Source organism: Corynebacterium sp. HMSC074H12, from assembly GCF_001813755.1.
Taxonomy (GTDB): Bacteria; Actinomycetota; Actinomycetes; order Mycobacteriales; family Mycobacteriaceae; genus Corynebacterium; species Corynebacterium hiratae.
In genome coordinates this window covers 178,720-196,234 of record NZ_KV813944.1, presented here as the reverse complement: position 1 = coordinate 196,234, position 17,515 = coordinate 178,720, and the positions used below count along the sequence as shown (strand labels likewise).

General features: G+C 60.7%; 17 protein-coding genes. 9 read left to right on the top strand and 8 right to left on the bottom strand.

Annotated elements, in window-relative coordinates; translation table 11 throughout:
• Window positions 1-24: 24 nt before the first annotated feature.
• Entirely contained in the window at window positions 25-1,185 is a 1,161-nt protein-coding gene (locus HMPREF2932_RS11820) for an acetyl-CoA C-acyltransferase (protein WP_071410204.1), read from the top strand.
• Window positions 1,186-3,372 (top strand): 3-hydroxyacyl-CoA dehydrogenase/enoyl-CoA hydratase family protein, encoded by a 2,187-nt coding sequence (locus HMPREF2932_RS13970; protein ID WP_071410203.1) that lies wholly within the window; start codon window positions 1,186-1,188, stop codon window positions 3,370-3,372.
• A gap of 316 nt (window positions 3,373-3,688) precedes the next feature.
• Here HMPREF2932_RS13970 and HMPREF2932_RS13280 read toward each other — a convergent pair whose 3' ends face one another.
• Both HMPREF2932_RS13280 and HMPREF2932_RS11805 read right to left on the bottom strand, forming a co-directional pair.
• On the bottom strand, window positions 3,689-4,600 hold the full coding sequence (locus HMPREF2932_RS13280; RefSeq protein WP_084739030.1) for a DUF559 domain-containing protein: 912 nt from the start codon (window positions 4,598-4,600) through the stop codon (window positions 3,689-3,691).
• Window positions 4,601-4,963: 363 nt separating this feature from the next.
• The gene (locus tag HMPREF2932_RS11805) at window positions 4,964-6,139 is read right to left on the bottom strand and encodes an acyl-CoA dehydrogenase family protein (RefSeq protein ID WP_071410202.1); all 1,176 of its coding nucleotides are present in this window, start codon (window positions 6,137-6,139) and stop codon (window positions 4,964-4,966) included.
• A 268-nt stretch (window positions 6,140-6,407) separates the two neighbouring features.
• Between HMPREF2932_RS11805 and HMPREF2932_RS11800 the strand changes: the two genes are divergently transcribed.
• Window positions 6,408-6,965, top strand: a complete 558-nt coding sequence (locus tag HMPREF2932_RS11800; protein ID WP_049156327.1) for a TetR/AcrR family transcriptional regulator — start codon at window positions 6,408-6,410, stop codon at window positions 6,963-6,965.
• Here the strand turns inward: HMPREF2932_RS11800 and HMPREF2932_RS11795 are convergent.
• Together HMPREF2932_RS11795 and HMPREF2932_RS11790 are read right to left on the bottom strand one after the other, a co-directional pair.
• Window positions 6,962-8,011 carry a hypothetical protein gene (locus tag HMPREF2932_RS11795; protein WP_071410201.1) on the bottom strand — a complete coding sequence of 350 codons (1,050 nt, stop codon included), beginning with the start codon at window positions 8,009-8,011 and terminating at the stop codon, window positions 6,962-6,964. The genes HMPREF2932_RS11800 and HMPREF2932_RS11795 overlap by 4 nt on opposite strands.
• Window positions 8,004-8,498 carry an RNA polymerase sigma factor gene (locus tag HMPREF2932_RS11790; protein ID WP_046647003.1) on the bottom strand — a complete coding sequence of 165 codons (495 nt, stop codon included), beginning with the start codon at window positions 8,496-8,498 and terminating at the stop codon, window positions 8,004-8,006. Before HMPREF2932_RS11790 ends, HMPREF2932_RS11795 begins: the two co-directional genes overlap by 8 nt.
• A gap of 93 nt (window positions 8,499-8,591) precedes the next feature.
• On the opposite strand from HMPREF2932_RS11790, the gene HMPREF2932_RS11785 reads away from it, so the two are divergent.
• Both HMPREF2932_RS11785 and HMPREF2932_RS11780 read left to right on the top strand, forming a co-directional pair.
• Window positions 8,592-9,632 (top strand): ribonuclease HI, encoded by a 1,041-nt coding sequence (locus HMPREF2932_RS11785; protein ID WP_071410200.1) that lies wholly within the window; start codon window positions 8,592-8,594, stop codon window positions 9,630-9,632.
• 38 nt (window positions 9,633-9,670) lie between these two features.
• Window positions 9,671-10,132 (top strand): hypothetical protein, encoded by a 462-nt coding sequence (locus HMPREF2932_RS11780; RefSeq protein ID WP_049156335.1) that lies wholly within the window; start codon window positions 9,671-9,673, stop codon window positions 10,130-10,132.
• On the opposite strand, the gene HMPREF2932_RS11775 is transcribed toward HMPREF2932_RS11780, so the two are convergent.
• The 3 genes from HMPREF2932_RS11775 to HMPREF2932_RS11765 form a co-directional block, all read right to left on the bottom strand.
• Window positions 10,129-10,584 (bottom strand): YdcF family protein, encoded by a 456-nt coding sequence (locus HMPREF2932_RS11775; protein WP_071410243.1) that lies wholly within the window; start codon window positions 10,582-10,584, stop codon window positions 10,129-10,131. The genes HMPREF2932_RS11780 and HMPREF2932_RS11775 overlap by 4 nt on opposite strands.
• Before the next feature lie 86 nt (window positions 10,585-10,670).
• A complete protein-coding gene (purE, locus tag HMPREF2932_RS11770) occupies window positions 10,671-11,171 on the bottom strand; it encodes a 5-(carboxyamino)imidazole ribonucleotide mutase (protein ID WP_046647007.1) in 501 nt (166 codons plus the stop codon).
• 42 nt (window positions 11,172-11,213) lie between these two features.
• A complete protein-coding gene (locus HMPREF2932_RS11765; protein ID WP_071410199.1) occupies window positions 11,214-12,476 on the bottom strand; it encodes a 5-(carboxyamino)imidazole ribonucleotide synthase in 1,263 nt (420 codons plus the stop codon).
• On the opposite strand from HMPREF2932_RS11765, the gene budA reads away from it, so the two are divergent.
• A complete protein-coding gene (gene budA / locus HMPREF2932_RS11760; protein WP_071410198.1) occupies window positions 12,462-13,181 on the top strand; it encodes an acetolactate decarboxylase in 720 nt (239 codons plus the stop codon). The genes HMPREF2932_RS11765 and budA overlap by 15 nt on opposite strands.
• Here the strand turns inward: budA and HMPREF2932_RS11755 are convergent.
• On the bottom strand, window positions 13,178-13,621 hold the full coding sequence (locus HMPREF2932_RS11755; protein ID WP_071410197.1) for a hypothetical protein: 444 nt from the start codon (window positions 13,619-13,621) through the stop codon (window positions 13,178-13,180). The two genes, budA and HMPREF2932_RS11755, sit on opposite strands and share 4 nt — an antisense overlap.
• A 417-nt stretch (window positions 13,622-14,038) precedes the next feature.
• Here HMPREF2932_RS11755 and HMPREF2932_RS11750 point away from each other — a divergent pair, with 417 nt between their 5' ends.
• From HMPREF2932_RS11750 to HMPREF2932_RS11740, 3 genes are read left to right on the top strand one after another with little or no spacing between them, the layout of a single operon-like run.
• The gene (locus HMPREF2932_RS11750; protein WP_071410196.1) at window positions 14,039-15,028 is read left to right on the top strand and encodes a LacI family DNA-binding transcriptional regulator; all 990 of its coding nucleotides are present in this window, start codon (window positions 14,039-14,041) and stop codon (window positions 15,026-15,028) included.
• The gene (locus HMPREF2932_RS11745; protein WP_071410195.1) at window positions 15,025-16,563 is read left to right on the top strand and encodes a sugar ABC transporter ATP-binding protein; all 1,539 of its coding nucleotides are present in this window, start codon (window positions 15,025-15,027) and stop codon (window positions 16,561-16,563) included. Before HMPREF2932_RS11750 ends, HMPREF2932_RS11745 begins: the two co-directional genes overlap by 4 nt.
• Before the next feature lie 2 nt (window positions 16,564-16,565).
• Window positions 16,566-17,507 (top strand): ABC transporter permease, encoded by a 942-nt coding sequence (locus HMPREF2932_RS11740; RefSeq protein WP_046647012.1) that lies wholly within the window; start codon window positions 16,566-16,568, stop codon window positions 17,505-17,507.
• Window positions 17,508-17,515 lie beyond the last annotated feature (8 nt).

Below are 17,515 nucleotides of genomic sequence, written 5' to 3'. Positions count from 1 at the left end.
TCGTATTCATCAACGGAGGAACCCATGCCCCAGGACATCTACATCGCCGGGGCTGCACGCCTGCCCATCGGCAAATTTGGCGGCAGCCTCGCGCGCCTCTCCCTCACCGAACTCGGCTCCCTGGCCGCCGAAGCAGCTATTGAGCGTTCGGGGCTTACCGGAGCAGACCTCGATACCGCCGTAGCCTCCAACGTCATGCCAGTGGTTCCAAAGGACCTCTACCTCTCCCGGGCGATTGCCAAGAACGTGGGCATGCCAGACTCCTCCACCGCCATGGGAGTCAACCGCCTCTGCGGCTCCGGCGTCCAGGCCGTCATCAGCGCGGCCCAGCTCCTGCAGACTGGCGACGGCTCCCTGGCGCTGGCCGTCGGCGCGGAATCCATGAGCAACGCGCCCTATTCCGTCGAAGGCGCGCGCTTTGGCAAGCGCATGGGTGACGGCAAACTCTACGACTGGCTCACCGGCGCGCTTTCCTGCCCTTTCGGCACTGGGCATATGGGCGTGACCGCAGAAAACGTCGCCGCGGATAACAGCATCATCCGCGAGCGCCAGGACGAATTCGCCGCCGAATCCCAGGAGCGCGCCGCGAAGGCCCGCACAGAAGGTGTGCATGCCGAGGAAATCGTCCCCGTCGGCGAGCTGGATTTTGATGAGGGGGTGCGGGAGACGGACGTCGAGAAGCTGGCAAAGCTCAAGCCCGTCTTCGTTAAAGATGGAACCGTCACCGCCGGCAACGCCTCCGGCATCAACGATGGTGCCGCGGCCGCCGTGCTGGCCACCGCGGAGGAGGTGACCAAGCGTGGCCTGGACCCGCTGGCAAAGATTGTGTCCTGGTCCGTCGCGGGCGTGGACCCGACGCGCATGGGCATTGGCCCGGTCGCCGCCGTGCCGAAGGCTTTAGAGAAGGCCGGCCTGAGCCTAGACGATATCGACCTCATCGAATCCAACGAGGCCTTCGCCGCCCAGGCCATCGCCGTGCAGGATCATCTGGGTTTCGACCCGGCGAAGACGAATATCTATGGCGGTGCCGTCGCGCACGGCCACCCGGTTGGCGCCACGGGCATCATCCTGCTGACCAAGCTGGCTTATGCGCTGCGCCGTCAGGGTAAGCGCTATGGCCTGGTCACCATGTGCATCGGCGGCGGTCAAGGAATCGCCTTGATTATTGAGAATGGAGCGAAGTAAATGAGCATCACCAAGGTAGCCGTCATCGGCGCGGGTTCGATGGGTTCCGGCATTGCGGCGCTCTGTGCGTCGGCAGGCATGGACGTCGTGCTGCTGGACCAGAACGCGGAGGGTGCCCAGAGAGGTGTCGAGATCCAGCTCAAGCGCAAGGGCTTCCACCTGCCAGAGTTCGCCGAGCGCGTGCGCGCCAGCGATGACTACGCGCTGTTGGAGGACCGCGAGTGGGTCATCGAGGCCATCTTCGAGGACCTCGGCGCCAAGCACTCGCTCTATCAGGCCATTGAGCCTTATTTGTCTGCGGATGCTCTGTTGAGCTCGAACACCTCGACCCTGCCGCTGGCCTCTCTTCTTGAGGGCGTGCCGGAGGCCCGCCGCGAGAAGTTCGCTATCACGCACTTCTTCAACCCGCCGAAGGTTATGCGTCTGGTGGAGCTCATCGCCTCCGGGTCTACGGAGGCTGCGCTGCGCACGACCATCGAGCAAACCCTGGGCAAGATTGCGCTCGAATGCCGCGACACCCCGGGCTTTATTGCCAACCGCGTGGGCTGCTACTGGATGGCCGCCGGCGTGGCCCGCGCCCGCGAGTTCGATGTGAGCTACGAGCTTGCGGACGCCGCCTTTGGCCGCGCCTTCGGCATTCCCCGCACCGGCATTTTCGGGCTGCTCGATTACATCGGTCTCCAGCTGGTCAAGCCGATTTGGACGTCATTGGAGACGGCCCTGCCGGCGGGCGATCCACTGCTTAACGTCCCCCTCGGTGATGATCCCTTCATCGCAGGGCTCGTTTCTCGGGGGCTGACCGGCCGCACCGGCGAGGGTGGCTTCTACCGCGGCCGCAACGAGGTCATTTCTGAGTCCTACGAGTATGTGCCCCGCTCAACGTTGTCTGATCCCGTCGTGGGCCTCAAGGATCCCCGCGAGGTCATGGACACCGACTCCCCCGGCGGCCGCTTCGCCCGCGCGGTCTTCCTCGATACGCTGGCCTACTGCTGCGAGGTAGCACCCTCCATCGCGGACCATGTGGGCCTCATCGATGAGGGCCTCACCTTGGGCTTCGGTTGGAAGAAGGGCATCTTCGCGCTTGCCGACGCCATCGGCATCGACCACGTCGCCTCCGCCTACGGCTCCGATGTTCCTGCATTGGTCTCGGCCGCTGCTCAGGCGGGTGGCTTTTATGGCGAGGGCTCGGTGCTCTCCTCGACTGGTTCGCGCCAGGAGCTCGCGCCGCGCGAGGGTGTGGTGACCTTGGCTTCTCTTGAGAAGGAGACCATCGTGTCTCTGGACGCGGGCGCGGTTCACGCGGTGTCCACGTCTGCTGGGCGCATCGGCATCATCGACCTGCATACGCCGATGAACTCTTTGCCTACCCCTGCCCTTTCAGTTATTCGCGCTGCTCTCGACGCTGTGTCCTCAGAGAATCTCGTCGCGCTTGTCATCAGCAACGACAAGCCGGTCTTCTGCGCGGGTGCGGACCTCGCTTCCATTGCGGCTGCGGGTGAATCGGGTTCCGCTTCGCGCGTCGAATCATTGATTTCGGATGGCTCCAAGACCCTGCGTGCGCTCAAGTTCGCCCCGGTTCCCGTGGTAGCGGCTGTGCGGGGTGTTGCCTTGGGTGGCGGCTTTGAAACTGCGCTGTCCTGCGACCGCATCGTGGCGCACGCCGATGCGCGCCTCGGTTTCCCGGAGCGCACGGTGGGTCTCTACCCAGGCTGGACGGGCACTATCTCCTCGCTGGAGCGCCTCAAGGCGGCCGGCGTTGAAGACTACCACCAGAAGGCCTTCGACTTCATCGCCTCGGCGCGCAACTTCTCTTCTGCTTTCGAAGCCCAGAAGGCTGGCTTCTTATCCTCGGATGACGTCGTGCTCATGTCCTTCGACCACGTCCTCGCTCACGCTTTGCTCGAGGCCGCGGACCTGGCTGCCTCCTACACCCCGCCCGCGGACGCTTCTATCGAGATGTACTCCGGCTCCCCCGCCTTGGACCATGACTGGCCCATCGAGGGCACCACCGAGAACGACCACGTCATCGTGGCCAAGCTCGCCGAGATGTACACCGGCTCTGGCTCACTGAGCTTCACCGAGTTCTGCGAGCGCGAAGTGGAGTTCGACGTGCCGTTGGTATTGCTGCCGGCCAACGTGGAGCGCGCCAAGCACATGGCCGCGACCCGCAAGCCCCTCAACAACTAGCCTCGGCCGCTTCCTCTTCCCAACCCCGCTCCATTTTCCGGAGCGGGGTTTCTCCTTATACATGGCCTGGACCTGGACCGGCAATTGACAAGCAGGTTCAAGCTGGTCACTTGCAAGCTTGGGCTGGGCATTCTCTTTACAACTTTTAGCCTTGCAGATGGTTCCACTCAAAAGGCATTAGTCACATGGTTTACTTGCCCCCAAGTAAACCATCTAGGCGTTTACAAACGGTTCGTTTGTCCCCAAACAAACCTTCTCACTAATGCCTTTTGAGTGAAACCATCTGGCAGCACTCTCGGACTGCCAAGGAGGAACGCTAGGCTGAACGACGTTGCACGGTGTTTAACGCACCGCGCACCTCGTTGAGAACCTGTTCTCGGTTCTGGAGAAGATCCCGTGGTGAGTAACGCAGCACGATGTACCCGAGATTCTGAAGGTATTTTTCTCTTTGCCGCTCAGCCCGTATCACCGCTTCGGTAGACTTTCCGTAGGTCGCTCCGTCGTACTTCACCGCGCCGTCTATTTCCATGATGACTTTGCCGTTGATAAGCAAGTCCGGCCGATACCCACCCTGAAGCTCTGGCTGAACCACGAGCTTCTTTCCCAGGCCTTCCACAATCAACATGCCGCGCGCATAGGACTCATAGGGAGATTCGGCGAGGGCGGTAGCATGCATAACCACTTTCCTAGCCTGAGCAGCACCTTTTACACGGCCCATTGCCGTGATCATTGACCGTAAATCGTCAATGCTAACGAGTCGTTTGCGCAAAGCGGAGTCGACAGCCATCAGCCCTTCCTCAAACGTCGCAAGCCTTGCGACGTCGATGCAGGTGCGCGCAACCGACGTGCACCGAAGCCCGAAGCGCTCCATAATGTCTGAGGTTGGCAGCCACATTTTTCGGTACATCACCTTGCTATCCCATTGCCGTCGCGGCGGGACTGTTTTGGATTGCCGTGCTAGAACAACCTGCGCGTCCCGAGACGACAGCGTCCACAAGCCCAACAGTTTGGCCGCAGATCTTTCCACGAGAACTGACCGATGAGCGCTACGCCCGAAGGCAACGATGTCAAAGAGATGGCGTTGGTAGTAAGGAAGAGCTGAATAGTACTCGCTGTTTATCGCGTAACGCGAGGTGAGGCGAATAAGTTCACCTGAAGCAAGTTGTTTCCACACAGGGTGGTTGTTCGAAAGGGGTCGTAGGTAAATGAGGTGTGAATCGTCAATCATGCTTCCATCATCATGGCTTCCAGCCCTCAAAAGCTACGGTCGATTCCCCGTCTGTGGATAACTACAACTCATCCATCGAATTGGCTGATCCTTCAACAAAGTAATCCACAAGGTTCCACTCACAAGGCTTCACTCAGAAGTCTCTAGTCAAAAGGCCCGTTTGCACCCAAGTAAACCTTCTAACAGCACAAAGAAGGTTCGTTTGCCCCCAAACAAACCTTCTCACTAATGCCTTCTGAGCAGAACCATCTTCGACCGCTCACGACGGTTCCAACAGAGGCCTCCCCACCAGGACTCGAACCTAGAATGACCGCGATAGTGGGAAAAGATGGGCACGGTGGAATATGGGGCCACTTCGAAACGCTACTTGTAGGCCGAGAAACCGGTAATCTTCTTGCCCATAATCAGGGATTGCACGGTATCGGTTCCTTCGTAGGTGTGCATGGCCTCGATGTCGGCGAAGTGGCGCGCGATGTCGTTTTCTAGCAGGATGCCGACTCCACCGAGCATGTCGCGGGCATCAGCGGCAATTCGACGAGCAGCGCGGGTGTTGTGGAGCTTCGCCGCCGAGGCCTGCTCCGGGGCCAAGGTCCCCGCGGTTTCGCGCAAAGAGACCTCACGGCAGGTCAGCATCATTTGGCTCAAGTCAAGCACCATATTGGCCAAGCGCTGCTGAATAATCTGCGCCTTCGCCAACTCCCGACCAAATTGCACACGCTCCAGCACGTACGAGCGGGCAATCTCGTAGCAGGCCACCGCGGAGCCCAGCGCCATCCAGGACACACCAATGCGGGTAGCGGTGAGAACGCGAGACACATCCTTGAAGCTGCGGCAGCCCGGCAGTTGGTTGGCGGCGGGGATGCGGCAGTCGGTCAACGTAATGTGTGCCTGGTGGATAGCGCGAAGAGACAGCTTGCCTTCGATAACGGAAGCCGAGTAGCCGGGTGCGTCCTGCGGGACGATGAAACCGCCAACATTGCCGTCCTCCATGCGCGCATAAATGATCGTGATTCCGCCGGAAGCGCCGTTGCCGATCCACTTCTTCTCGCCATTAAGCACCCATTCATCGCCGTCGCGCACCGCGGTGGTCTCCAAAGCAATTGAGTCCGAACCGTGAGCCGGTTCCGTCAGCCCGAAGGCACCAAGCAAAGAGCACGAAGCCATCTGCGGCAAATACAAGGCCTGCTGTTCCGGAGAACCCAACATCGAAATTGAGCGCATGGCCAGCCCAGCCTGCACCGCAATCACCGTGCCCATCGAGGCATCCGCGCGCGTGACCTCCATGAGTGCCAGGCCAGCACCAAGCGTGGACATCTGCTCGTGGCCTTCCACCGCCAGGCCATCCGTCATCACGTCCAAGTCGCCCAAGCGCTGAACCAAGTCCAGTGGGTACTCCGCAGCCTGCCAGTGCTGGTTGATCACCGGGGCGGAGTACTCGCGGAAACGAGCAGCTCGCTTCCACCCCGCAGCATCGGACTCAGAGAGGTTGTCAAAAACACCCAGGAAATCAGTGGTGGACTCGAAGAGGTTGTGAGACATGGTGAGTTCTCCAATAAACAGGCAATACGAATGGCTATTAGCCCTAATTGTGACCTGAATCTCCATTGACTGTCAAGTGCCCCCACACACACAACGTGGTGACCCCACACTCAACGTGACACAACCACATATAACGTGACACGACCACGCACAACGCGGCATGACCACGCAAGGACAGGCACAAGACAAACCAGCCCCCAACCGTCCCCCCACAACCCACATCGCAGGTACACTAACCACCATTAGCTCATTGAGGAGGACTCCCACCATGGCCAACCAGAGACGCCGCGACCAAATCGCCGCCGCCGCACTCGACCTCTTTGACCAGCGCGGCTACCACGCCACCGGCATGGAGGACATCGCCAAGGCCGTCGGCATGCGCGCCTCCAGCCTGTACAACCACTTCTCCTCTAAGCAGGAACTCCTCGCCGAAGTCACCATCACCGCCATGGAGGATCTCCTCCGCGCCAACGCCGCCTGCCTCGCCGGGCTCGGCGATCCCCGCGACAAGCTCGTCGCCACCATGAAAGCCCACGTCATCTACCACGCCACCCACGCCCGGCGCGTCCGCGTGGTCAACAACGAGCTCACCAACCTCGAAGAGCCCCACAAGTCCGTCGTCCTGCAGCTACGCCGCGACTATGTCGCGCGCTGGATGGCCGTGGTCAACGAAGGCGACTTCCACGCGGAGAACCTCAAAATCGCCTGCTGGGCGCTCATCGATATGGGCATCGGTGTGGCCCAATGGTTCAGCCCCGACGGTGATTACACCGCCGAGGCTTTAGGTGATATGTACGGCCAGTTCGCCCTGCGCCAACTTACCTAGGGCGCGCAGCCAATCTGCTGCTCTTCCTCACGCCCATCCGGGTACTGCACGCGCACGCGGGAGTAGACCTCGGCGTGGTAGCCGCACGCCACGCGCTTGTCGACGACCACCTTTACCCGATCCTCATTGAATGTGCCTTCCGCGCAATTGGGGTCGCAGTCGTTTTCGATGGCCACGCCCTCTGCCTCCGCGGAATCGGCTCCCCAGCGCTGCCAGTCCAACTCATTGACCAGATAGTTATTGTCAGCACAGGCCAGCGAAATGCGGTCCGGGCCTTCCAATCCGGTGACGGAGACGCAGTCCAAGATCGCGGTGGCATCGATGGTGGTTTCCACGTCTGGGCCTACGAGGCCGACCACGCGCACCAGCTGACCGGTGGCGGGCAAGACGGAGAAGGAGACCTGGTCGGAATCGCGAATTACAGTGACCAGCTGGTCCTCGCCTTCGCCCTCAACAGTGCCGACCTCATTGCCTTCCGATTCCGCCAGCATGTCATAGGCGATCTTCTGCTGCTCGCTACTCAGGCCCGGCTGGAGCAGCAGCTCCAGCGCGCCTAGCGCGCGATTCGGGGCGGAATCCGCCAGCTTCTCCAACCCGGCGCGATCGGTCGCAACGACGAGGTCTTCTGGGTTGATGGAGGGCTGCGGATCGAAGCCTGGCACCTCGCCCTGTGAGGAAACCTCCACGGCACCGCCAGCATCCACCGCATATTCGGTGATAGCGGTGGCATCGCCAAGCGTGTCGACGCGCTTCATGTATTCCTTCGCGGTCACGCCTTTATCCACGGCATCGGGCTGGGTGGCCGCAGCTTCGCCGGCCTGGGTCAGGATCTCCGCGGCCGAGGCCACGGGCTCCGAGTTATTGAGCAGCGGGAAGGCACCGCCGATGAGCGCGAGCACCGCGACGGACGCCGCCGCAATGGTCCACGTGGGGCGGCCCTTCGTGATCTTTGCGAGGGTGTCTTCGGAGCGGGTGAGGGAGGCGTCGTCAAGCGCGGTGTCGGGAACGGGGTTGGCGGCGCGGAGTTTGTCGAGAGAGTTAGACATCGGTTTCTCCTGTGAGTTCGGAAAGGTGGGTACGTGCGCGGTGCAGGCGAACGCGCACGTTGTTGCGGGAAATGCCGAGGACCTCGGCGATATCGGGATGGTCGAGCCCCTCCCAGGCGTGGAGAGTGAGAATTTCGCGCTCGGCGTGCGAGAGCTGCATCAGCGCGCGCGTGATATCGAGGTTGGCATCGACAGCGTCATAGCCGGCATAAGACTCCAGCTCGTGATCATCGAGGTTCTCCGTCTCCCGGCGGGTGCGGTAGAACTCGCGCATCACGTTGCGGGCGATGCCATACAGCCACGGCAGCGGCGTGCCACGCAACGAGTCGAAGCCGGCCCACGCCCGCTCGAAAACGTCGGCCGCCAGCTCTTCGGCATGGCTCGGTGGGACGCGGCGGCGCAGGTAGGCCAGCACCGCCGGATAATGCTCGCGGAACAGGCGGGAGAACTCCCGCTTGCGCGAACCAGGCAAGGTAAGGACAGACACTAATTAACTCCAGATTCCTATTGGGCTCACTGAGTATGTTGCACCAGACGCCCAAGCGTTACAGCGGACTGATCAAATGGTTTACTAAAGGGGATGGAACCTCTCGAGCTCTCCGCCCTGACGGGCACGCAGTCGCGCACCTACGGCACGCGCAAGATCACTAAACACATGATCTCAGCACCTGTGCACGTGGCCATTGCACTGTGGGACGAGCGCTGGGATTCTGCGGAGGACGGGACTATCGACGGCTGGGTCATTGCCGTCAACACCACGAAGACGCGCTTTGTGCGCAAGGGCCAGATCATGAAGGGCGACATCGTTGAGGTGGCCGTCCGCGAATTGGAGAAGGCCACGAAGAATATTCGGGGGCGCAAGTGGATCGTCACCGGCCGCCGGCAGGCAGCGCTGCGGGCTGCGTTGGAGGAGCGCGGTTACACCGTGACGGGGAGTTTTGCGGAGGAGAATAGGGCGTCGAAAAGCGCCAGCTCCGTGCGGCGCAAGCAGGCCGGCATCACCGCGCGCCGCGCGAAGAAGGAGGGCGAGGCGCCGCGCAAGAAGCAGGTCGTAAAGGTAGAAACGCCGAAAGCGCACTGGTGGCCGAACTTCTCGACGGCCTCCTCCTGGCCGGAGGGCGCCACCGTGCGCATCGCCACGGATGCCTCCTCGGACACGGTATTCAAGGGCTCCATGTGCTTCGTGGCCAGCAATGGCGACTACCGGTTGCGCACGCGCAAGACGACGGCGAGCACCGATGAGCTTGAGCTCGAATCCTTGACGCTCGCACTGAAGTACCTGCTCAAGGTTGGCGCAACCAAGGCGATCATCGAGTCGGACTCCGTCGCCGCCTTGGAGGCGGTGGAGCAGATTCGGACGAAGGGCTCAAAGGCGGTGCGCTCCCGCGGCATGTGGCGGGGGCTATCCTCGGGCTCGCGCTCGCGCTTCCAGCAGGCATGGCACGACGTGGAGGGGATCTGCGAGGTAACCATCCGTCGGGTGATGGGGCATGCGGGTGACCCGCTGAACCGGGCGGCGGACCAGATTGCGTACATGGGCCTGCGCGCAATTGCGCATCCGATGAAGCAATCGCGGGCGACGCTGAAAGAGGGCATCGCGAAGACGCTGGCTAAGCTCTAATTCGGGGTTCGGCGCACTGGTGGCCTAGGGTAAATCGCATGAGCAATCCCTTTGACTCCAATCCTTTCGAGGAGCCGGCCAAGCCTTTCAGCGGCCGTGGAGCGAACCCCTTCGCGGAGCCCGCGCGTGAGGCGTATGCGGCGCCTTCTGCGACTCCGCCTGTGACGCCTTTCGCGGATCCTTTTGCTGAGCCTTTTGCCGAGTCTGAGCACGCATACGCCCCGGCCCCGCTGCAGGACTATTCCCTCGAGCAGCACTCAACGGGCGGCAAGGTTCACCGCTTTTCCGTCTTCAAGGGCCTGCTCAGCCTGTTCTCATTCTTGGTCGGCTTCACCGCGATTACCGATGGCGACGTAGCCTTCGGCCTCGGCTTCGCTTTGCCCGGCGCGTGGTACTTCATCAAGACGCTGCAGCAGAAAGCCAACCCGACCACGCCGCAGAAGCGCCACTGGTTTGTCATTTGGCTCATCGCCATCGTGCTCATGTTCTTCGGTGCCTAGGCCACAAGCCGCCGCCACACGATGCGCAGCAGCGAATGCGGGGTCGCCACTACCTCGCGCAGGTAGTTCCACGGGCGGTCTTTCCGCGGGGTGCCAACGCCGTGCATGCGGACCCGAATCCCTAGGTGCCAGGCCCACATGCGGGTGCGCAGCACGTGGAAGTCATTGGTCACAACGCGAAAATAGCTATAGTCCGGGCACAGCGCATGTGCGCGCTCAAGGTTCTCGTTGGTGCTCGTAGCGAGTGGTTCGAGGCGAATCCGCTCCGGATTAACGCCCCGCTCGATGAGGTAGCGCGCCATCGGCTCCGCTTCCCCGTAACCGGATACGATGATCGGCTCCTCCGGCAGCATGCGAGCCATCACCACCGCGCGGTCCAAGCGGCTGCGCAGCAGCGAGCCAGGCTCGCCGCCCTCCACGCGCGCGCCCAACACCAGAAGCGGAAACTGCATGCCCGCTAGCTTAGCGTGCATACTGGTCAGCATGAGTATGTGCGTAGTCGGCTCTTAAGATCAATCTCCCCGGTCGACTTCCCGCTTTATTCGCCGAGGAGCTGGGAACGCAGGTTCTCGTCCTTCTTCTCTACCTCGGCGGCCATGTTCTCCTGGTAGGCCGCCATCTTCTCCACGAGGGCTGGGTCGCCCGCGGAGAGGATGCGCACGGCGAGCAAGCCGGCGTTCTTGGCACCACCGATGGATACGGTGGCCACCGGAACGCCACCCGGCATCTGCACGATGGAAAGCAGCGAATCGAGACCATCGAGATCCTTCAGCGCGCGCGGGATGCCGATGACCGGCAGCGGCGTGGCCGCGGCAACCATGCCCGGCAGGTGGGCCGCACCACCGGCACAAGCGATGATGGCTTTAAGCCCGCGCTCGTGGGCAGACTTGGCATAAGCCAGCATCTTTTCTGGGGTGCGGTGCGCGCTGACGACGCCCACCTCGAAGGGCACGCCGAACTCGGCGAGCACCTCGGCGGCGGGCTTGACGGTGGGCCAGTCGGAATCGGATCCCATGATCAGGCCGACGAGAGGTTCCATGAAAAATCTCCTTCTTTACTAAGGCTTAAGCTCGCTGCGGGCTTAAGCCCACTGCGCGTGGACGAGGAAGTGGGCAGCATCGTGAGCGATGCGGCGGGTTTCCTCCACATCCTCACCGACGACGTTGACGTGGCCGATCTTGCGGCCCGGCTGGTGGTCCTTGCCATAGAGGTGGACCTTCGCCTCTGGGTAGCGCTCCATGACTTCACGGACGCGCTGCGGCATGGGCATCTGCGGATCTTCTTCGGCACCCAGCACATTGGTCATGACGGTGACCGGCGCTAGGGCTGCGGTGGAGCCGAGCGGCAGGTCCAGCACGGCGCGCAAGTGCTGCTCGAACTGGGAGGTCACGCAACCATCCTGGGTCCAGTGGCCGGTGTTGTGTGGGCGCATCGCCAGCTCGTTGACGGCGATGTCTTCTGCCACGCATACTCCCGGCGCACCGGAGGCGGACGCAATGATGGAGCCGGCGTCTTGCTTCGTCGCAAAGGCGAAGAGCTCCACTGCAAGCACGCCAGTCACGCCGAGCTCGGTAGCTACCTTGATGCCTACCTGCATGGCGCGCTCTGCCAACTCCGGGGACAGGTTCGGGGCGGGTGCGAACGCTTCTGCACAGATACCATCTCGTTGCACGGACTCGGTGACCGGCCAAGCCTTCACTTCGCCGGAGGGGCGGCGGGCGACGAGCACGGACAGCTCGCGGGTGAGGGCTACTTTTTCCTCAGCCATCAGCGGGGTGCCTGCTGCGAGAAGTTCTTCTACCAGCGGCTCCAGCTCCTCCGCGGAGGGGAACCACACGCCGTGGCCGTCGTAGCCGCCGCGGCGGGCTTTGAGGCACACGTGATCGTCGACAAGCGCGGCGAAATCCCGCGCATCCTCCACCGATTCGATGGCGGCAAAGCGCGGCACTGGGGCGCCCAGCTCGGCCAGCTTCTGGCGCATGAGCAGCTTGTCCTGCGCGTAGAGGAGGGCGGAAGGCTGGGGCTGAACGTTGAGACCGTCGGCGATGAGCGCCTGGACGTGCTCCGTGGGGACGTGCTCGTGCTCAAAAGTAATTGCGTCCGCGCCTTCCGAAGCGGCGGTGAGCACGTCGAGATCGTGGTAGTCGCCCAAAACGACGTCCGGGATCACCTGGGCGGCGGACTTGTCTGGCGCGGAGGCCAGCACGCGCAGGTGGATGTCGAGCTCAGCCGCGGCCGGCTGCATCATGCGCGCAAGCTGGCCATCTCCAAAAACAGTAACGGTTGGTTTGTGTTGTTCACTCACTCCTTCAATACTAGCCTTGGGGCCATGATTGTCCGGCATACCATCTTCCAAAACTCGCTCATGACCGCCCTGTTGGACGGTATTTACGACGGCGAAATGACCATTGGTGAGCTTTTGGGTAAGGGCAATTTCGGCATCGGCACCTTCGATGCGCTGGACGGGGAGATGATCATCCTCGACGGCATCTGCTACCAGCTGCGCGGTGATGGCACCGCAACCGTCGCCGACCTTGACCAGGGCACCCCTTTCGCCGTTGCGACGAATTTCGTACCCCGCATTAAGGTGGCCGCGCCCAAGGGGCTCAAGCGCGAGGAGCTGTCGGCCTTCATCGATGAGGTGGAGCCTTCCGCCAACTACATGTACGCGGTGCGTATCACTGGGCGCTTCAGCAACGTGGTTACCCGCACGGTGGACAAACAGAGCAAGCCTTATCCGCCGATGGCTCAGGCAGTAGGCGGCGATAAGGAGCTGCGCTTTGACGACGTTGAAGGCGTCATCGGCGGTTTCCGCACACCGGTGTTTGAGAAGGGTATTTCAGTCCCCGGATGCCACGTACACTTTATCGACGCCGAGCGCACCTCCGGCGGACATGTACTGGACTACACGGTAGATGAGGCCACCATTGAGCTCTGCCCTGGCACGGACCTCGACCTGCGCCTGCCACTGACCCACGAATTCCGCTCCGCCAACCTGGCACCTGATGACTTAGACCAGCAGCTGCACACGACAGAGATAAAGGACTAGCCCCAGACTGGTTGCTCGTTGAGGATGTCTTCGACTCGTTTGGCTTTGGGGATGGATGGGAAATACATCGGCTTCTCATAGCCGTGGAGTGCCAGCGAAATCCCGCCGCGGCGGCGACGCGCGCCGCGGATATCGGTGAGCGGGATGGAATCAACGCGCTTGCCCTCGCGGGCGATGACACGCAGGTTGGTCACGATGAAGCGCTTGCGGCGGGCTTTCACCAAGGGAAAGATGAAGCGCCAGGCAGCAAGCAGGGCCCATATAGCTACTAAACCATTGCGAATCGACAGGTCAATACCGTTATAGTCACACCAGCCGATGGCAATCCAGCACACACCCGTGACGACGACGAGCTCTAAAAAGGGAAAGAGCAGTGTCCGAAACGGGGCGGTCATGTCCGCGCGCACAACCTCGCCGCGGCCCATCTGCATGAGGTTCATGGGGCACATGGTACCTACCTTCTCACTCGTTCCACGGTCCTCCCCCGCTACCCGAGCGTGAGGGGTGACCACCTCCTAGCCTCGGCAGTCCGGCGGTCCGGCGCGGCATCGCACATGGCATTTCCTAAAAGGCATCAGTCGAAAGGCGTCTTTGCCCCTGAAAACACCATCTGTCGGCCTACAAAAGGCGTCTTTGGGAGTAAAGACGCCTTTTGACTAATGCCTTCTGACAGACGCCTTGCGAAAAGCGCCATACGGGAATCTCGATATCGGGCCTGCCACCACGTCAGACGCGGAAATTTCTAGACCTCACGACTAGTGCACGACACAAAACCCTTGACAGCGGGAAAGGCCGGCAGTAGGTTGAGAAACACCTGTGCAATCGATTGCACTAGATGCCACAGGAGGGAGGATTTCATGCCTGGAGCCACATTAAAAGATATTGCCGCTGCGGCCGGGGTTTCAGTTTCCACCGCCTCGCGTTCCCTTGCCGGAAATCCTGCTATCTCCGAGAAAACACGGGCGAAGGTAATGAGCATTGCGCAACAGCTCAATTATTTGCCCAACGCTCAGGCACGAGCCTTGAGAAACTCTCGGTCCGACGCCATAGGGCTCATCATCCCTAACTTGGACAATGCCTATTTTGCTGCCATGGCCGCTGCAGTGGAAGAAGAAGCGAACAAGCGCAAACTCTCGACCATAATTACCAGTTGCGGAGAAGACCCAGAGCGCCTCATCAAAGCTCTCGACACCCTCTCCCAACGCCAGGTAGACGGAATCATCAGTGTCCCGCTCGAAGGTGCAGAAGATGCACTGCAGCGCGCGGCGGAATCTCGCCCACTGATACTCATCGATCGTTCTCTTAAAAACCTCCCAGCCGTGGTCTCAAACCCAACTACTGGGATACATGCTGCCGTGGCCCAGCTCAAGAGCAAGGGACACACGTCAATTGGGTATCTCTCTGGCCCCCAAGAAACGTCCACCGGACGCGAGCGCCTCAACGCATTCAAGGATGCGACAACCGGAATGGATATCCACATCCATCACGGCAGCTTCCGCCACCGATCTGGATACAAGGGCGCCATCGCGCTTCTTCACGAAGGCGTCACAGCCATAGTCGCAGGCGATTCCATGATGACCGCAGGCGCGCTAGAAGCTTGCCATAACGCTGGCAAAAGAATTGGTGAAGAAATCGCACTAGTTGGCTTCGATGATTTCATCTTTTTACGTTTCCAACCAGCGCCAATCTCTGTCATAGACCAGAACGTCACGCGCATGGGAGAAGAAGCTACCGCTCGCTTGGTTGACGCAATTGATAACAAGCGGCAGCCCGAATCGACGGTCATCGATACCCGCTATATCCCACGAATGTCCACCGCCTACCGATTCCCTGGAGAACTCACATGAGTGAAACCGTCCTAAAACTTGAAGGCGTAACCAAGTCCTTCGGCCCCGTTGATGTCATTAAAGGGGTCGACCTCAACGTTCGGCGAGGCCAAGTTCAAGCCCTTTTGGGCGAAAACGGCGCCGGTAAGTCCACGCTCATCAAAATGATTGCGGGCGTACACGAACCGGACTCTGGCCGCATACTAGTAGATGGCAAAGAAGTTAGAATCCCCGATACTAAGGCCTCCGAGGCCCTCGGTATCGCCACTATTCACCAAGAACTCAACTTGGTGCCGACGATGTCAGTGGCTGAAAACATTGTGCTCGGTCGCACTCCGCAACGCTACGGACTTGTCAACCGCAAGCATCTCAAGGCTCAAGCGCAAGCAGCCCTACACCTCATCGGACTTGATGTTGACTTGGATACTCCGGTGGGTGAGTTGGGCGTCGCCAAGCAGCAGCTGGTTGAGATCGCCAAAGCCCTTTCCATGAATGCGCGCATCCTTATCTTGGATGAACCCACAGCCGCGTTGACCGGCAAAGAAGTCGATGCGCTCTTTACAGTTCTCGAAGGGCTCAAAGCAAAAGGCGTGGCGATGGTGTTTATCAGCCACCACCTGGATGAACTGGCACGGATCGCGGAGACCATTTGCGTACTGCGCGATGGTGCCTTCATCGCCGAGGTCCCTTCCGATACAGATGAGGATGAACTGGTCCGGCTGATGGTCGGTCGCAGTATCGAAAACCAGTACCCGCGCGACACTCCGCCCGAGCGCGGCGAGGTCTTGCTTGAAGTTGCAGGCCTGACTACACAAGGTTCGTTTCAGGACATCTCCTTCGAGGTCCACTCCGGCGAAGTTGTCGGTCTCGCCGGACTTGTCGGCGCTGGCCGCACGGAGATCATTCGTGCCATCGCTGGCGCAGACACCTACGATTCAGGATCCATTCGTGTGAATGGCCAAGAACTTCGAGGCGGCGACATCGGCGCCGCAATTCGCGCCGGAGTGGGACATATCCCCGAGGACCGGAAAGCACAGGCGCTAGTCCTGGATGCTTCGGTAGCAGATAATCTCGGTTTCGCGACGCTCTACCCCACCGCTAGAGCTGGGATTGCGGACCGTTCTGGCCAACATCGGCGTGCGGGCGAAGTGGCAGAAAAACTTCGTATACGTATGTCCGGGCTTGACCAGGCTATCCGCAATCTCTCCGGCGGAAACCAGCAAAAGGCAGTCTTCGGCCGGTGGGTCCTCGCCAACTCAAAAGTTCTCTTACTCGATGAGCCAACCCGCGGCGTCGACGTAGGCGCCAAGGTCGAAATCTACAACATCATTAACGAGGTTACGGCTGCCGGCGGCGCGGTCCTCATGGCTTCCTCTGATCTACCAGAGGTACTTGGAATGTCTGACCGGATCCTCGTCATGTCGGGGGGCCAACTTGCCGGGCAACTGCCAAAAGACTCCACTCAAGACGAGGTCATGACCCTCGCCGTAGCCAACGTAACTTCAGCAACTTCCGCTGCCGCTACTAACTCCGCTAGCCACGACCCCAAGGATTAATTATGACCAAGAATCGTGTAACCAACTGGGCTCTGAACAATGGCGCTCTCGTCGGCCTCATCGCGCTGTGCATAGCGCTTTTCATCGCCACCCCGTATTTTTTAACCGTAACGAATCTACTTAACGTAGGCATCCAGGCAGCTACCGTGGCCATCCTGGCTTTCGGCATGACCTTCGTCATTGTTACCGCGGGAATCGACCTTTCTGTCGGTTCTGTAGCCGCTCTTGGCGCTATGGTGTCGGCCTATATGTTCTCCACTGCTGGGCTTCCGGGCTGGCTGACTCTCCTCATTGGTCTCGGTGTGGGTGCCTTGGCGGGCGCTATCTGTGGAATGGCCACTGCGTGGGGAAAGATTCCCTCCTTCATTGCAACACTGGCAATGATGTCTATTGCGCGTGGCCTAACCCTCGTCATCTCGCAAGGCTCTCCCATTGAGACCGCGCCTTCGGTCAACTTCTTTGGCAGCGACGTAGCCGGCCTCCCAGTGCCCATCATCATGATGGTGATTGCTGGGCTCCTCTGTTGGTTCATCCTCGAGCGCACTGTGCTCGGCCGTTCCATGTACGCGATCGGAGGAAATCTCGAAGCAGCTCGCCTCTCCGGTCTCCCAGTCAAGCGCATCCAGATCGCAGTTTTCGCGCTTTCTGGGTTCTTCGCAGCGTGGGCAGGCATGGTTATGGCGGGCCGACTCGAATCTGCACAACCGCAAGCAGGCACCGGTTATGAGCTGGATGCCATCGCCGCAGTCGTCATCGGTGGTGCCTCGCTGTCTGGTGGACAAGGCAAAGCAACGGGAACTCTGGTTGGCGCTATTTTGCTGGCTGTCATCCGAAACGGCCTCAACCTCCTCAATGTTTCCTCCTTCTGGCAGCAGATTGTCATCGGTTTAGTCATCGCGTTGGCCGTGGGCTTCGACGTCTTCCGCAATAAGACGGCTAACTAAAAGGAGTG

Bases quoted from the DNA above. Each gene is read 5' to 3' on its own strand.
- HMPREF2932_RS13280 (WP_084739030.1), bottom strand. From the start codon at position 4,600: ATGATTGACGATTCACACCTCATTTACCTACGACCCCTTTCGAACAAC.
- HMPREF2932_RS11785 (WP_071410200.1), top strand. From the start codon at position 8,592: ATGGAACCTCTCGAGCTCTCCGCCCTGACGGGCACGCAGTCGCGCACC.
- HMPREF2932_RS11745 (WP_071410195.1), top strand. From the start codon at position 15,025: ATGAGTGAAACCGTCCTAAAACTTGAAGGCGTAACCAAGTCCTTCGGC.
- purE (WP_046647007.1), bottom strand. From the start codon at position 11,171: ATGGAACCTCTCGTCGGCCTGATCATGGGATCCGATTCCGACTGGCCC.
- HMPREF2932_RS11755 (WP_071410197.1), bottom strand. From the start codon at position 13,621: ATGAACCTCATGCAGATGGGCCGCGGCGAGGTTGTGCGCGCGGACATG.
- HMPREF2932_RS11795 (WP_071410201.1), bottom strand. From the start codon at position 8,011: ATGTCTAACTCTCTCGACAAACTCCGCGCCGCCAACCCCGTTCCCGAC.
- HMPREF2932_RS11800 (WP_049156327.1), top strand. From the start codon at position 6,408: ATGGCCAACCAGAGACGCCGCGACCAAATCGCCGCCGCCGCACTCGAC.
- HMPREF2932_RS11765 (WP_071410199.1), bottom strand. From the start codon at position 12,476: ATGCCGGACAATCATGGCCCCAAGGCTAGTATTGAAGGAGTGAGTGAA.
- HMPREF2932_RS11775 (WP_071410243.1), bottom strand. From the start codon at position 10,584: ATGCAGTTTCCGCTTCTGGTGTTGGGCGCGCGCGTGGAGGGCGGCGAG.
- HMPREF2932_RS11740 (WP_046647012.1), top strand. From the start codon at position 16,566: ATGACCAAGAATCGTGTAACCAACTGGGCTCTGAACAATGGCGCTCTC.
- budA (WP_071410198.1), top strand. From the start codon at position 12,462: ATGATTGTCCGGCATACCATCTTCCAAAACTCGCTCATGACCGCCCTG.
- HMPREF2932_RS11780 (WP_049156335.1), top strand. From the start codon at position 9,671: ATGAGCAATCCCTTTGACTCCAATCCTTTCGAGGAGCCGGCCAAGCCT.
- HMPREF2932_RS13970 (WP_071410203.1), top strand. From the start codon at position 1,186: ATGAGCATCACCAAGGTAGCCGTCATCGGCGCGGGTTCGATGGGTTCC.
- HMPREF2932_RS11820 (WP_071410204.1), top strand. From the start codon at position 25: ATGCCCCAGGACATCTACATCGCCGGGGCTGCACGCCTGCCCATCGGC.
- HMPREF2932_RS11750 (WP_071410196.1), top strand. From the start codon at position 14,039: ATGCCTGGAGCCACATTAAAAGATATTGCCGCTGCGGCCGGGGTTTCA.
- HMPREF2932_RS11805 (WP_071410202.1), bottom strand. From the start codon at position 6,139: ATGTCTCACAACCTCTTCGAGTCCACCACTGATTTCCTGGGTGTTTTT.